We start from the raw sequence: 12,882 nt of genomic DNA on the forward strand, positions 1-12,882 counted from the left end.
GAGGAGTCCGGCGACGGTGGTGTCGCTGTCCCAGTTCTGGTGGTAGTCCCAGCTGTGGTGGATGTCGGTGATCGCCAGGCGTGCGACTGTCGCTGCTGAATCCCCGTAGTCGAACATGTGTTCGAGAGTAGTGCTCTGGAAGCGCTGCTGTCTAGGGGTCTGACAAACGAACCCCTTCCTCCACAAACGAACCCCCAGTAGGGAATTCGGCGCCAGAGCGTAATGCCGGAAATGCCACAGCCGGCACTCGAATCGAGTGCCGGCTGTGGGATGGAACCGAGAAAATTAGACGTTTGCGACGCCGGAAGCGAGGAACCGCTTGCCGGTTGCAGCCTCGGACGCGCCGGTGCGGTCGAGATATGGCGTGATACCGCCATTCCAGAAACCGAAGCCACCGCCAAGGAGCAGGCAGAGGTCGATGTCCTCGGGAGCCGCGACTACACCCTCGTCGAGCATGATGCGGATCTCGTCAGCGAACGCACGACGAGTGCGATCGAGCACCTGTTCTGCAGTCGACGGTGAATCGCCCTGCGGCCACAGTGCGGCTACCTCGGGATCGACCACCTGACCCTCGGGGCCGTACGTCCACACGCCGGGCTTCTTCGCCTCGACCAGAGCGCGGAAGCCGGGGGAGTCCTTGAACCGCTCCGGGTATGCCTCGGCGAGCGTCTCGGCAGTGTGCAGCGCCACCGCCGGTCCTACGAGGGCCAACAACGTCAGAGGGCTCATCGGCATTCCGAGTTCGCCCACGGCGCCGTCGGCGACGTCGAACGGGGTGCCCTCGTCGATCGCACTGATGATCTCGTTGGAGGCACGAGTGACGAGACGGTTGAAGACGAATCCGGGAAGGTCGGCGGAGAGCACAGCCGACTTCTTGAGCGTCTTCGCGGTGGCGAAAGCAGTTGCAAGGGTGGCATCATCGGTCTTCTCACCCTTGACGACCTCCAGAAGCGGAAGTACAGCGACAGGGTTGAAGAAGTGGAAGCCCACCACGCGCTCGGGGTGCTTCAACTCGGCGGCCATCTTGGTGATGGACAGCGACGATGTGTTGGTGGCAAGAATCGTTTCGGGAGAGACGAATTCCTCGACCTCGGCGAACACCTTCTTCTTGACATCGAGGTTCTCGAACACGGCCTCGATAACGAAGTCCGTCTTCGCGAACGCCGACTTGTCGATCGAACCGGAAACCAAGGCCTTCAGGCGGTTTGCTGCGTCAGGAGACAGACGTTTCTTGCCGAGCAGCTTGTCGATCTCGCTGTGAACGTAGCCGACGCCCTTGTCGATGCGCTCCTGATCGATGTCGGTCAGGATCACCGGCACCTTCAGCTGACGGACGAAGAGAAGCGCAAGCTGGCTGGCCATCAGGCCTGCGCCGACGATGCCGACTCCGGAGATCTTGCGCGCCAACGACTTGTCGGGTGCGCCTGCCGGACGCTTCGCACGCTTCTGGACTAGGTCGAACGCGTACAGGCCGGCGCGGAGCTCATCCTTGACCAGCAACGTCGACAGTGCCTCGTCCTCGGCGGCGAATGCTGTGTCGAGAGATGCCGAATCGGTGATGTCGGTGGACTTCGCAAGTTCGAGCAGCTCGACAGCGGCGACGGGGCCGGGGGCGAAGTTGCCGGTCTTGCCCGCGACGATTCCCCTGGCACGAGCGATGGCGTCGTCCCAGGCCTGGCCCCGATCGATCTCGGGGCGAGCAGGAGTGATCTCACCATTGATGACTTTCACCGCCCAGGCGAGCGACTGCTCGATGAAGTCCGCTCCGCCGAAGACTGCGTCGGCGATACCGAGGTCCAATGCCTGCTGCGGCTTCAGCGTGCGGTTCTGGTTGAGTGAATTCTCGATGACCACGGTGACTGCATTCGATGCGCCGACGATGTTGGGCAGCAACTGTGTTCCGCCCCATCCCGGGACCATCCCGAGGAATGCTTCGGGTAGGCCGAGTGCTGCTGCGTTGTCCGCGACGGTCCGGTAGTGCGAGTGCAGCCCTACCTCCAAGCCGCCGCCGAGCGCAGCGCCGTTGATGAACGCGAACGTCGGGACCCCGGACTCGCGAAGGCGGCGAAACACCTTGTGACCGAGTTGCCCGATCTGCAGCGCCTCGTCCTTGGTCTTGATATTCGGAACACCGTTGAGGTCCGCGCCGACAGCGAAGATGAACGGCTTTCCGGTAACCGCGATGGCAACCGGGTTGGCGGCAAACGCTTCGTCGAGCGCCGCGTCGAACTGTGCAAGCCCAGCAGGGCCGAAGGTCGACGGCTTGGTGTGGTCGTATCCGTTGTCGAGGGTGACGAGAGCGATCGAGCCCTCGAGTCCGGGTACGGAGATGATCTTGGTGAACGCGTTCGTGACTACCTCGTCGGTGAACGCTGTGGTGATGTCGCTCATTTGACTGCTCCCGAGTAGTCGGAGTGGTTCGGGTTCTCCCAGATGACGGTGCCACCCATGCCGAGACCGATGCACATGGTGGTCAGGCCGTAGCGAACGTCGGGGCGCTCGGTGAACTGACGGCTCAGCTGCGTCATCAGGCGTACGCCAGAGGATGCGAGAGGGTGGCCACAGGCGATGGCGCCGCCCCACTGGTTGACGCGTGGGTCGTCGTCGGCTATCCCGTAGTGATCTAGGAACGCCAGAACCTGGATGGCGAAGGCTTCGTTGATCTCGAAGAGGCCGATGTCGGAGATGCTCAAACCAGTACGGCCCAGAAGCTTTTCGGTAGCAGGCACAGGGCCGATACCCATCACTGCCGGATCGACTCCAGCGAATGAGAAGCCGACCATACGCATGCCGATGTTGAGGCCCAGCTCGTGCGCGGTGTCTTCACCGGCGAGGATCGCAGCCGTAGCGCCGTCGTTGAGGCCGGCAGCGTTGCCCGCTGTCACGCGGCCTGCCGGACGGAACGGGGTCTTGAGCTTCGCAAGATCCTCGATGGTGGTACCGGGGCGCGGCGGCTCGTCCTCGGTGGCCAAGCCCCAACCTGCTGCGGACTTCGTGGCGACGGGAACGAGGGTGTCGGCGATGTAGCCGGCCTTCTTGGCGGCTTCGTACTTGTCCTGGCTCGCAACGGCATACGCGTCGGTGCGGTCCTTGGTGATGGCCGGGAAACGGTCGTGCAGATTCTCCGCAGTGTTGCCCATGACGAGCGCACTCGGATCGACGAGACGGTCGGCAAGGAACCTCGGGTTCGGATCGACGCCCTCACCCATCGGGTGACGACCCATATGCTCGACGCCACCCGCGATGACGACGTCATACTGGCCGAAGCCGATGCCGGAGCCGGTGGTGGTGACCGAGGTCATCGCGCCGGCGCACATGCGGTCGATGGCGAAGCCCGGGACGCTGATGGGCAGTCCAGCGAGCAGAGCGGACGTGCGGCCGATGGTCAATCCCTGGTCGCCGGTCTGCGTGGTCGCGGCAATGGCGACCTCGTCGACTCGCTCGGGAGGTAGAGCAGGGTTCTTGCGTAGAAGTTCGCGAATTGCTTTGACGACGAGGTCGTCTGCGCGGGTGTCGGCGTAGATGCCCTTGGGGCCTGCTTTGCCGAACGGTGTGCGGATGCCGTCGACGAACACGACATTTCGCTGTGAGCTGGTGGACGCGGGTACAGACACGCTTCGATCCTCCCGACAGGTGCGGACTTGATTCCCGGCCGACGCCGGGTTGCTGCCCACTCTAGCCGGTATTACTCGTCGGTAACTTGAGTAGGGGTCAAAGCCTTGGCGAGCACGGAAACGGTCAGCTCGAGTTGCCAGGGTCGCGCGCGACCTTCGCTGAGCGTCGCCTCGATGATCGCGGGAGCATCCGCCGCGGCCACAGATCGCCAATCCCAAACCAACCGTCGCAGGACGTCGGGCAGCAGCAAATTTTCCACCGGCACGGACACGCTCTCGCTCAGCTCGGTCATCGCTGTCCTCGCTGTCGCAAGACGTTCCGCGGCCTCCGGGTCCCGGCGAGCCCACCGATTGACCGGTGGAGGACCGTCGAACGGTGCCGACTTCGGAGGCAGTTCGGTTGTAGGCAGCCTGCGTGCGCGTTCTAGAGCTGACAGCCACATACTCGTCGACCTGCGCTGGCGGGGGCCTCCGAAAACAGGCAGTGCGCGCAGTTCACCCTCGGTCTTCGGGTCTGCCGATGCTGCTGCAACGATCGCCGAGTCAGGCAGCACTCTCGATGGAGCGATGTCGCGCCGCTGGGCCAGTTCGTCTCGGGCCTGCCACAGCTCGCGGATCGACGCGAGCACTCTCGAAGACTTGACCGCATGAATTCCGGACGTGCGCCGCCAGCGGTCCGCCTTCGGCTTCGGCGGTCCAAGGGAGAGGATGTGCGCGAACTCCTGTGCCGCCCAGGCGGTCTTCCCTTGACTTTCCAGTTCGGCCGCCATCGCGTCACGGAGTTCGAGGAGAACCTCGACGTCCAACGCTGCGTAGTTGAGCCACGTATCGGGGAGCGGACGCGTCGACCAGTCTGCGGCACCGTGGCCTTTTTGAAGGGAGAGGCCGAGAGTTCGTTCCACGATCGGTCCGAGACCGACTCGTTCGAAACCAGCCAGACGACCGGCGAGTTCGGTGTCGTACAGCGTTGCCGGCTCCAACCCGAGTTCGGCGAGTCCCGGCAAATCCTGATCGGCGGAATGGAGAACCCATTCGAGAGGATTGATGACCTCGGCAAGCGGACCGAGCGCCGCCGCCACTGGGATCGGATCGAGCAGCACGGTTCCCGCCCCGCGACGTCGGAACTGAAGGAGGTAGGCCCGTTGAGAGTAGCGAAATCCTGACGCCCGTTCGGCGTCGACAGCGAGCGGCCCGTGTCCGCCTGCCAGCATGCGCGCTGCGACGGCGACGGCCTCCGGCGTGTCGACGACCGTAGGTACGCCGTCGGCCGGGGCGAGCAAAGGTATCGCGGTCGGCGCAACCGCGGTCGTGTCCGAGTCCACTACTTCGGCGCCCACAACAGCGGACTCCATTGCTTTCGACTCCGATGCGTAGGGCGGTTCGTCGGAATTGGTCGCTGACATGAGAGGTGACTCTAAGCCCTCTCCTGTCAGCAGTGTGCGGACTACGTCCGGTTCTACTCGCCTCCGCGGAGCGCGGTGATACCTGCGGGCGGTAATCCAGCGGCGTAGGCGAGTACCTCACAGAAGGCTTGGACGTGGGACGCCAGTTCGACGGACCCAGCTGTCCACGACGCACGAAGTTCGAGCTGGTGCGCCTTCGGAGGGCCTGCTATGTCCCCGTAGCGGACAGAACTCGTCGACGTGACCGTGCCGCCGAGCGCGGTGAAGGGCTCTGAACCGCTTTCCAGAGCGTCGACCAACCAGCTCCAACCCACCTCGGGGAGCAGCGGATCGGATGCGAGCGACTCGTCGACGTCGGCCTGGATGTACGCGACGAGGCGCATCGTTCCGTTCCAGGCTTCGTCGCCGTCTGGGTCGTACAGCAGAATCAGGCGGCCGAAGGCGTCGCCGTCCGATTGCTCGCTGATGTCCTCGGAGTTGGGGTGTTTCACTTCCGCCCCGATGGCGTAGCTGTAAGGGGCCAGGCGCTGCGGCGGTCGAATCGGCCCGATCTCGATGGCCGGGTGTACGACGGCCCGGTGCATAGCCTCGATCGCCGATCGAAACGGCGCGGGCTCGGCAGAGGGTCCGGGTTTGGTCACGACATCGGACGTTAGACGCATCACGTTCGGGTTCGCCGCAGGCGCGCCGACTCGACACCAACCCGCGACACGCCGCACCCCCGTCCTGAGAAGATGTGTCGGACCTGCATAGAAGCGTCACGGCGCTCGCGTGGCAGCATGGAGACCGATGAACACCGACACGCCTTCGTCCCGTCGCCTTCTTCCTGACGCACCGCTGCTTGCCGCCATCGCAGGGCGGCCCACGTCGCGTCGTCCGGTGTGGTTCATGCGCCAGGCCGGCCGATCCCTTCCGGAATACCGGAAGATCCGGGCAGGCATCGGCATGCTCGACTCCTGCTTCGATGCCGAACTGGTGGCCGAGATCACCCTTCAGCCGGTGCGGCGGCACGACGTGGATGCTGCGATTCTGTTCTCCGACATCGTGGTGCCGCTGAAGGCCGCAGGGTTGGACCTCGACATCGTTGCTGGTACCGGTCCGGTTGTGGCGAATCCGGTGAGGTCGGCAGCCGACGTGGCTGCCCTGCCCAAGCTCGATGCCGATCAGGTGCAACCGGTATCCGACGCGATCGAGCTGCTGACGAAGGAGTTGGGGCAGACGGCTCTCATCGGTTTCGCAGGAGCACCCTTCACCCTCGCGTCCTACCTTGTCGAAGGGGGACCGAGCCGCAACCACGAGAAGACGAAGGCGTTGATGCGCTCGGACCCGGCCACATGGCACGCATTACTCGATGGCCTCGCAGACACCACGATCACATTCCTGCAGGCCCAACTCGCCGCAGGTGTCGACGCGATCCAACTGTTCGATTCTTGGGCGGGAGCGCTGTCACTGCGGGACTACCGAGAATTTGTGTTGCCGCACTCGACCAAGGTCCTCGACTCGGTCAGCGGGGCGGGAGTGCCGAAGATTCACTTCGGTGTGGGCACCGGAGAATTGCTCGGTGCGATGGGCGAAGCAGGCGCCGACGTGGTCGGAGTCGACTGGCGAATTCCGCTCGACGACGCATTCCGTCGCGTCGGCCCGGGTAAAGCGTTGCAAGGCAATCTCGACCCCGCCGTCCTTTTTGCAGGATGGGACGCGGTGGAGTCCGAGGTTCGACGGATCGTCGCCGAGGGCGACCGTGCTGTGAAGGCCGGAGCAACGGGGCACGTATTCAACCTCGGTCACGGAGTCCTGCCCGATACCGACCCCGCGGTGCTGACCCGAGTAGTGGAGCTGGTGCACTCGCTGTGACGAATCTCTCGCGCAGGGCGACAGCCCCGAGGGCAGCAGTGGTCGGCGGCGGAATCACCGGGCTGGTGGCCGCCTACCGGCTGCGTACAGCGCTCGGGCCCGACGCCGAGATCACCGTCGTCGAAGCGTCGGAACGGCTCGGAGGCACACTCCGTACGGTCGATCTCGCAGGCGGTCCGCTCGATGTGGGAGCCGAAGCGTTCATCGGTAGAAGGCCGGAAGTGCCTGCGCTGATGGCAGAGCTCGGTCTAGCTGATCAATTGGTTCATCCGGCAGGCAAACGCCCTCTGATCTACTCGGCGGGCGCTCTGCATGCGATGCCTGCAGGCACCTTGATGGGGATTCCGTCCAACGCTGAGTCGGTGGCGGGTCTCGTGGACGATGCGACCCTGCGGCGGATCGCCGCCGAGCAGAGCGTCGACCTGCATTGGGATCGAGGCAGCGACATGAGCGTCGCCGATCTGGTCGGCGGGCGTTTCGGCGAACAAGTGCTTCGTCGATCGGTGGATCCGCTTCTCGGCGGTGTCTATTCGGGGCTGTCGGACTCCATCGGCGTACGGGCGGCTGTACCCACACTCGCCGCGGCTCTCGATGCGGGCGCGCTGTCATTGACCGCCGCGGTCGAGAGTGCGATTCCCGCTCCCAGTTCGGCGCCGGTGTTCGGCGCATTGCGCGGTGGATACGGCGTGCTCGTCGACGCACTGGTGGCCGTAGCCGGAGCCCGAACGGTGATGGGGACTTCGGTGGTCTCGATCTGCGGCGAGCGCAAAGGGTGGAGAGTGGACCCGATCGGTCACGTTGATGTCGTCGTCCTCGCAGTGCCCGCGCCGGCGCTGTCGCAGATCCTGGCAGACACCGTTCCCGACGCTGCCGATGCTGCCGCAGGCATCGAGCTCGCATCCTCTGTGGTGGTCGCCTGCTCGCTTCCTGCGGGCACCGAACTGCCCGACAACTCAGGGGTTCTCGTCGCAACCGACGCAGGGCTTTCGGTCAAAGCATTCACCCTGTCCAGTCGTAAGTGGACGCATCTCGCTGACCGCAGCGGACCGGTGCTGCGCGCGTCGCTCGGACGGTTCGGCGACACCGAGGCCCTTGGTTGGACCGACGAACAGCTGGTCGAGACAGCCCTGGCCGACCTGCGAACCGTCACCGGCATCGACGTCCCGCCGACCGGAACCTTCGTTGCGCGCTGGCGCGGGGGACTCCCGCAATACGCTCCAGGGCACTTGAACCGAGTCGCCGAGATCGAAGAAGCCGTGAAGGACGTTCCCGGCGTTGCCGTCGCAGGTGCTTGGAGTCACGGCGTCGGAGTCCCCGCGTGTATCGCATCGGCCACCAGAGCTGCGGCCGCCGTGTGCGAGGTGGCACGATAGGGGCTATGGCACGCCTCGACTATTCCACGCTCAACTCCACGCTCCGCTACCTGATGTTCTCGGTATACAAGGTCACACCCGGTGTTCTGGGCGAGGACCGGGCCGAAGCAGCGAAGGAAGCTCGTGCGTTCTTCGAAAGCCAGGAAGAGAAGGGCGTTGCAGTGCGTGGCGTCTACGACATTGCCGGTATGCGCGCCGATGCCGACTTCATGGTGTGGACCCATGCGGAGCGCATCGAGGATCTGCAAGCGACGTACTCCGATTTTCGGCGCACCACCGCGCTCGGCAAGGCCAGCACTCCGGTGTGGAGCAACTCCGCGCTGCATCGGCCGGCCGAGTTCAACAAGAGTCACGTACCTGCATTCATCGCGGGTGAAGATCCCGGTGCGTACATCTGCGTGTACCCCTTCGTCCGCTCCATCGACTGGTACCTGCTCCCCGACGACGAGCGTCGCCAGATGCTCGCCGATCACGGTATGGCCGCCCGCGGCTACAAGGACGTGCGCGCCAACACCGTTCCGTCGTTCGCACTCGGGGATTACGAGTGGATCCTTGCGTTCGAGGCACCCGAGCTCGATCGCATCGTCGACCTGATGCGCGACCTGCGTGCCACCGAAGCGCGACGCCATGTGCGGGAGGAGATTCCGTTCTTCACCGGTCCTCGCGTGGATGTCGAAGCGCTCGTGGCTTCTCTTCCGTGACCGCGGGAAGTTCAGATATTCAGGCTGTAATTTTCGATTTTTCCGGGACGCTCTTTCGCCTGGACGAGGACGACTCCTGGTTCGACGGTGTGACGCACAGCGACGGAACCCCGGTCGACGGTCATCATGCTGCGGAGCTGATGCGGAGGTTGACGGCGCCGGTCGGTGAGGTCGTAGAGTTCGACGATGCCAGCAGGTACGCGTGGCGCAACCGGGATCTCGATCCGGCATTGCATCGTCAGGCGTACCTGCATGTACTGCGCGAGTCGGGAATCGACGATCCGGCCCAGGCGGACGCCGTGTACGGACGGGTTCTCGATCCGTTCTGCTGGACGCCGTACCCCGACACCGCCGAGGTGCTGAAATTGTTGGCGGCCAAGTCCATTCCGGTTGCAGTGCTGAGCAACATCGCTTTCGATATCCGTCCAGCGTTCGACGCTCTCGGTGTGAGCGAGTACATCTCGGAGTTCGTGTTGTCGTACGAGGTCGGATTCGTCAAACCACAGCAGGAGATATTTCGGTATGCCACCGAAAAACTAGGCGTCGTTCCGAGCCGCACGCTGATGGTCGGCGATAGTGAGGAAGCCGATGGCGCTGCACGCGATATCGGTTGCGCATTCGCTCTCGTCGAGCCGGTTCACACGTCGCTGCGCCCAGATGCTCTGCGGAAAGCGCTGGAGCGCAACGGTATATGAGTCCCGCTCAGCACATGGCGCACTGGGGTATGTACCGCGCGTCTTCGGTCGATGGTGAAGTCACCGAGGTCCATCCGGACGCGGGTGATGTGGCGCCGTCACCGGTGTTGGGGAACATCCCAGGGTCGGTTCGTCATCGTTCGCGGATAACCGGCCCTGCCGTGCGTCGTGGCTGGCTGGAGAACGGTCCAGGCCCCTCGAACGAACGCGGTAGCGACGAGTTCGTCGAGGTCACGTGGGAGGAGCTCGCCGAGCTGTTGGCGGGCGAACTACGGCGCGTAATCGATCGTCACGGCAACGAGGCGATCTACGGCGGGTCGTACGGATGGGGCAGTGCGGGACGATTTCATCACGCGCAGAGTCAAGTTCACCGCTTCCTCAACTGCATCGGCGGCTACACACGCTCGGTGAACAGTTATTCCACCGGCGCGACCAGCGTCATCATGCCGCACGTATTGGGTGCGCATTGGAAGATGTTCTCGCGGTCCACGTCTTGGGACGTCATCGCACAAAAGACCGACCTTCTCGTCGCGTTCGGCGGCGTGCCGGTGAAGAACACCTCCGTCAATCACGGCGGCACTTCGAATCATCCGACCGAGTCGGCGTTGCGGTCGCTGCGGGACAGGGGCGGAAGAATCGTCACGATCAGTCCGCTGCGTGACGATATGACCGGCGCGGCGACCTGGCTGGCGCCGAAGCCGGGGTCCGATGTTGCAGTGATGCTGGGTCTCGCATACGTGCTCAGGTCCGAAAATCTGCACGACGCAGCATTTCTCGACAAGTACTGCACCGGCTACGACATCTTCGAGCAGTATCTGCTCGGCACGTCCGACGGCATTGCCAAGACGCCGGAATGGGCCGCCGACAAATCGGGACTGAGCCCGAAGGTCATCGTCGAGCTGGCGCGGTCGATGGCGTCGCAACGCACTCTCGTGACTGTCACCTGGTCCATGCAGAGGATCAAGAACGGCGAGCAGGCACCGTGGATGGGGCTGACGCTCGCGTCCATGCTTGGCCAGATCGGTATACCCGGCGGCGGGTTCGGCCATGGGTACGGCTCGATGAACGAGCCAGGTTTGGCGCCGGTGCCGTATCCGTTGCCGACACTGCCCCAGGGATTCAATCCTGTCGCGACGCACATTCCGGTGGCAGCGATCTCGGACATGCTCCTGAACCCGGGCACGGCGTTCGACTACAACGGCGCTCGGCTCCGTTACCCCGACATCAGGTTGGTGCACTGGGCGGGTGGAAATCCATTTCATCATCATCAGGACCTCGGCCGTTTGCGCCGGGCACTCGCGCGCCCGGACACCATCGTCGTGCACGATCCCTACTGGACTCCGATGGCCAAGCACGCCGATATCGTGGTGCCGTCGACCACGTCCCTCGAACGAAGCGACATCAGCTGCACTCGAAACGATCCGCTTCTCGTCGCTATGGCACCTGCGGTGCGCCGCTACGCACACGCACGGGACGACTACGACACATTCTCTTCAGTTGCCGAGAAGATGGGCGTGGGGCAGGAATTCACCGAGGGCCGGACCTCGGGGGAGTGGCTCGAACATCTCTACGCGGAGTGGCAGGGTTACCTGGGCGCCTCGGGTGTTGCAACGCCCACGTTCGGCGAATTCTGGGAGGCCGGATCGGTGCGCATGGACACCGAGGATGGTCTGACGTTTTTTGCCGACTATCGCGAAGATCCCGTTCGAAACGCCCTCAGAACGCCGAGCGGCAAAATCGAGATATTCTCGGAGGTCGTCGACGGGTTCGGCTACGACGACTGCGTCGGACACCCGGCATGGTACGAACCCGAGGAATGGCTGAACGGCCCGCGTGCCGAGCTGTTTCCCCTGCACCTCATCGCGAACCAGCCACGAACGCGATTGCACAGTCAGCTGGACCACGGCGCGACTAGTCAAGAGTCGAAAGTTCAAGGGCGCGAACCAATTCGTATGCACTCGGCTGCAGCGTCGACTCGCGGACTCCTCGACGGAGATGTCGTGCGGGTCTTCAATGACCGCGGAGCGTGTCTCGCCGGAGTGGTCGTCGACGACGGCATGCTCGCCGAGGTCGTGCAACTCTCGACCGGCGCCTGGTACGACCCGCTGGACCCGAAGGACAGTGGGTCACTGTGCAAGCACGGAAATCCGAACGTGCTGACGCGGGACGTCGGTGCCTCGTCGCTGTCGCAGGGGTGCACTGGGCAGCACGTGCTGGTGCAGATCGAACGCTACGACGGCGAATTGCCGTCGATCACCGCGTTCGATCCACCTCCATTCACTGACAGTGAGGCGCTCAGAAGACGATTCGGCTGATGATCTCCGCCACCAGCGCTGGTTTGTCCTCGCCCTCGATCTCGAGGGTGCATGTGGCGAGGATCTGCAACGCCCCGCCCGATGCGTCCTCGACGGACGTCAGCGTGGTCTGCAGACGGACGTGCGAGCCGACTTTGACCGGGTTGATGAAGCGGACCTTGTTGGAGCCGTAGTTGATGCCGAGTTTGGTGTTCTCGATGGTGTAGATCTGCCAATTCAGCATCGAGACCAACGACAGGCTCAGGAACCCGTGTGCAATGGGTGCACCGAACGGGCTCTCCCTTGTTGCGCGTTCTACGTCGACATGAATCCATTGGTGGTCACCGGTCGCATCGGCGAACGTGTTGACTCGTTCCTGAGTGATCTGTAGCCAATCGCTCGACCCGAGATCCTCGCCGACTGCTGCTTTCAGCTGCTCTGCTGATGTGAAGGTGCGCATGGTCACAGTATGGCAGTGTGTCCGACACTCCAGTCCCGGGACACCGGCAGCCGTCAGGCCTTCGGCGCGAGGACCAGCGAAATCGAGTTGATGCAGTACCGCTGATCCGTCGGGGTCGGGTAACCCTCGCCCTCGAAGACGTGGCCGAGGTGGCTGTGGCAGCTCTTGCAGATGACCTCGACCCGGCGCATGCCGAGCGAAATGTCTTCGTTCAGGATTACGGCGTCGCTGTCGGCTGGGTCGAAGAACGACGGCCAACCGCAGTGAGATTCGAACTTCTCGGTGCTGCGAAACACTTCGGCGCCACACGCGCGGCACTCGTAGACGCCTTCGGTCGAGGTATCGGTGTACTCACCGACGAACGGACGTTCCGTACCCGCTTCACGCAGGACGGCGTACTCCTCGGGTGTCAGCTTCTCGCGCCACTGCGAGTCGGTCAGCTGGACGGTAGGGTCGGAATTCTTGTCGGTCGCTGAAGTCATATCACC

11 protein-coding genes are annotated in these 12,882 nt (G+C 63.8%); 5 read left to right on the forward strand and 6 right to left on the reverse strand.

The features are described 5' to 3' along the window. Positions 1-285 precede the first annotated feature (285 nt). From QMK17_RS19215 to QMK17_RS19230, 4 genes are all read right to left on the reverse strand, one after another. Positions 286-2,391, reverse strand: a complete 2,106-nt coding sequence (locus tag QMK17_RS19215) for a 3-hydroxyacyl-CoA dehydrogenase NAD-binding domain-containing protein (RefSeq protein ID WP_283510896.1) — start codon at positions 2,389-2,391, stop codon at positions 286-288. Continuing rightward, positions 2,388-3,614 carry a thiolase family protein gene (locus QMK17_RS19220; RefSeq protein ID WP_283510897.1) on the reverse strand — a complete coding sequence of 409 codons (1,227 nt, stop codon included), beginning with the start codon at positions 3,612-3,614 and terminating at the stop codon, positions 2,388-2,390. Before QMK17_RS19220 ends, QMK17_RS19215 begins: the two co-directional genes overlap by 4 nt. A 71-nt stretch (positions 3,615-3,685) precedes the next feature. Beyond that, positions 3,686-5,017, reverse strand: coding sequence for an HRDC domain-containing protein (locus tag QMK17_RS19225; RefSeq protein ID WP_442972798.1), 1,332 nt, complete (start codon positions 5,015-5,017; stop codon positions 3,686-3,688). Positions 5,018-5,070: 53 nt separating this feature from the next. After that, on the reverse strand, positions 5,071-5,658 hold the full coding sequence (locus QMK17_RS19230) for a DUF3000 domain-containing protein (RefSeq protein WP_283510898.1): 588 nt from the start codon (positions 5,656-5,658) through the stop codon (positions 5,071-5,073). Between the two features lie 148 nt (positions 5,659-5,806). Between QMK17_RS19230 and hemE the strand changes: the two genes are divergently transcribed. Genes hemE through QMK17_RS19255 form a run of 5 tightly spaced genes read left to right on the forward strand, consistent with a single transcriptional unit; the run spans position 5,807 to position 11,955 of the window. Continuing rightward, positions 5,807-6,871: a uroporphyrinogen decarboxylase gene (gene hemE, locus QMK17_RS19235; protein WP_283510899.1), complete on the forward strand. Its 1,065-nt coding sequence runs from the start codon at positions 5,807-5,809 to the stop codon at positions 6,869-6,871. Further along, on the forward strand, positions 6,868-8,244 hold the full coding sequence (locus QMK17_RS19240; RefSeq protein WP_283510900.1) for a protoporphyrinogen oxidase: 1,377 nt from the start codon (positions 6,868-6,870) through the stop codon (positions 8,242-8,244). Before hemE ends, QMK17_RS19240 begins: the two co-directional genes overlap by 4 nt. Before the next feature lie 5 nt (positions 8,245-8,249). Continuing rightward, a complete protein-coding gene (hemQ, locus tag QMK17_RS19245) occupies positions 8,250-8,945 on the forward strand; it encodes a hydrogen peroxide-dependent heme synthase (RefSeq protein WP_283510901.1) in 696 nt (231 codons plus the stop codon). Further along, positions 8,942-9,640: an HAD family hydrolase gene (locus QMK17_RS19250; RefSeq protein ID WP_283510902.1), complete on the forward strand. Its 699-nt coding sequence runs from the start codon at positions 8,942-8,944 to the stop codon at positions 9,638-9,640. Before hemQ ends, QMK17_RS19250 begins: the two co-directional genes overlap by 4 nt. Continuing rightward, positions 9,637-11,955, forward strand: a complete 2,319-nt coding sequence (locus QMK17_RS19255) for a molybdopterin-dependent oxidoreductase (protein ID WP_283510903.1) — start codon at positions 9,637-9,639, stop codon at positions 11,953-11,955. The genes QMK17_RS19250 and QMK17_RS19255 overlap by 4 nt, the downstream gene beginning before the upstream one ends. Here QMK17_RS19255 and QMK17_RS19260 read toward each other — a convergent pair. Together QMK17_RS19260 and msrB are read right to left on the reverse strand one after the other, a co-directional pair. Next, on the reverse strand, positions 11,936-12,394 hold the full coding sequence (locus QMK17_RS19260; RefSeq protein WP_283510904.1) for a MaoC family dehydratase: 459 nt from the start codon (positions 12,392-12,394) through the stop codon (positions 11,936-11,938). The genes QMK17_RS19255 and QMK17_RS19260 overlap by 20 nt on opposite strands. Before the next feature lie 53 nt (positions 12,395-12,447). Beyond that, positions 12,448-12,876: a peptide-methionine (R)-S-oxide reductase MsrB gene (gene msrB / locus QMK17_RS19265; RefSeq protein ID WP_283510905.1), complete on the reverse strand. Its 429-nt coding sequence runs from the start codon at positions 12,874-12,876 to the stop codon at positions 12,448-12,450. Between the last annotated feature and the right edge of the window lie 6 nt (positions 12,877-12,882).

The organism is Rhodococcus sp. G-MC3 (assembly GCF_030063335.1).
Lineage (GTDB): Bacteria > Actinomycetota > Actinomycetes > Mycobacteriales > Mycobacteriaceae > Rhodococcoides.

Bases quoted from the DNA above. Each gene is read 5' to 3' on its own strand.
- QMK17_RS19255 (WP_283510903.1), top strand. From the start codon at position 9,637: ATGAGTCCCGCTCAGCACATGGCGCACTGGGGTATGTACCGCGCGTCT.
- QMK17_RS19225 (WP_442972798.1), bottom strand. From the start codon at position 5,017: ATGTCAGCGACCAATTCCGACGAACCGCCCTACGCATCGGAGTCGAAA.
- QMK17_RS19215 (WP_283510896.1), bottom strand. From the start codon at position 2,391: ATGAGCGACATCACCACAGCGTTCACCGACGAGGTAGTCACGAACGCG.
- hemE (WP_283510899.1), top strand. From the start codon at position 5,807: ATGAACACCGACACGCCTTCGTCCCGTCGCCTTCTTCCTGACGCACCG.
- msrB (WP_283510905.1), bottom strand. From the start codon at position 12,876: ATGACTTCAGCGACCGACAAGAATTCCGACCCTACCGTCCAGCTGACC.
- QMK17_RS19260 (WP_283510904.1), bottom strand. From the start codon at position 12,394: ATGCGCACCTTCACATCAGCAGAGCAGCTGAAAGCAGCAGTCGGCGAG.
- hemQ (WP_283510901.1), top strand. From the start codon at position 8,250: ATGGCACGCCTCGACTATTCCACGCTCAACTCCACGCTCCGCTACCTG.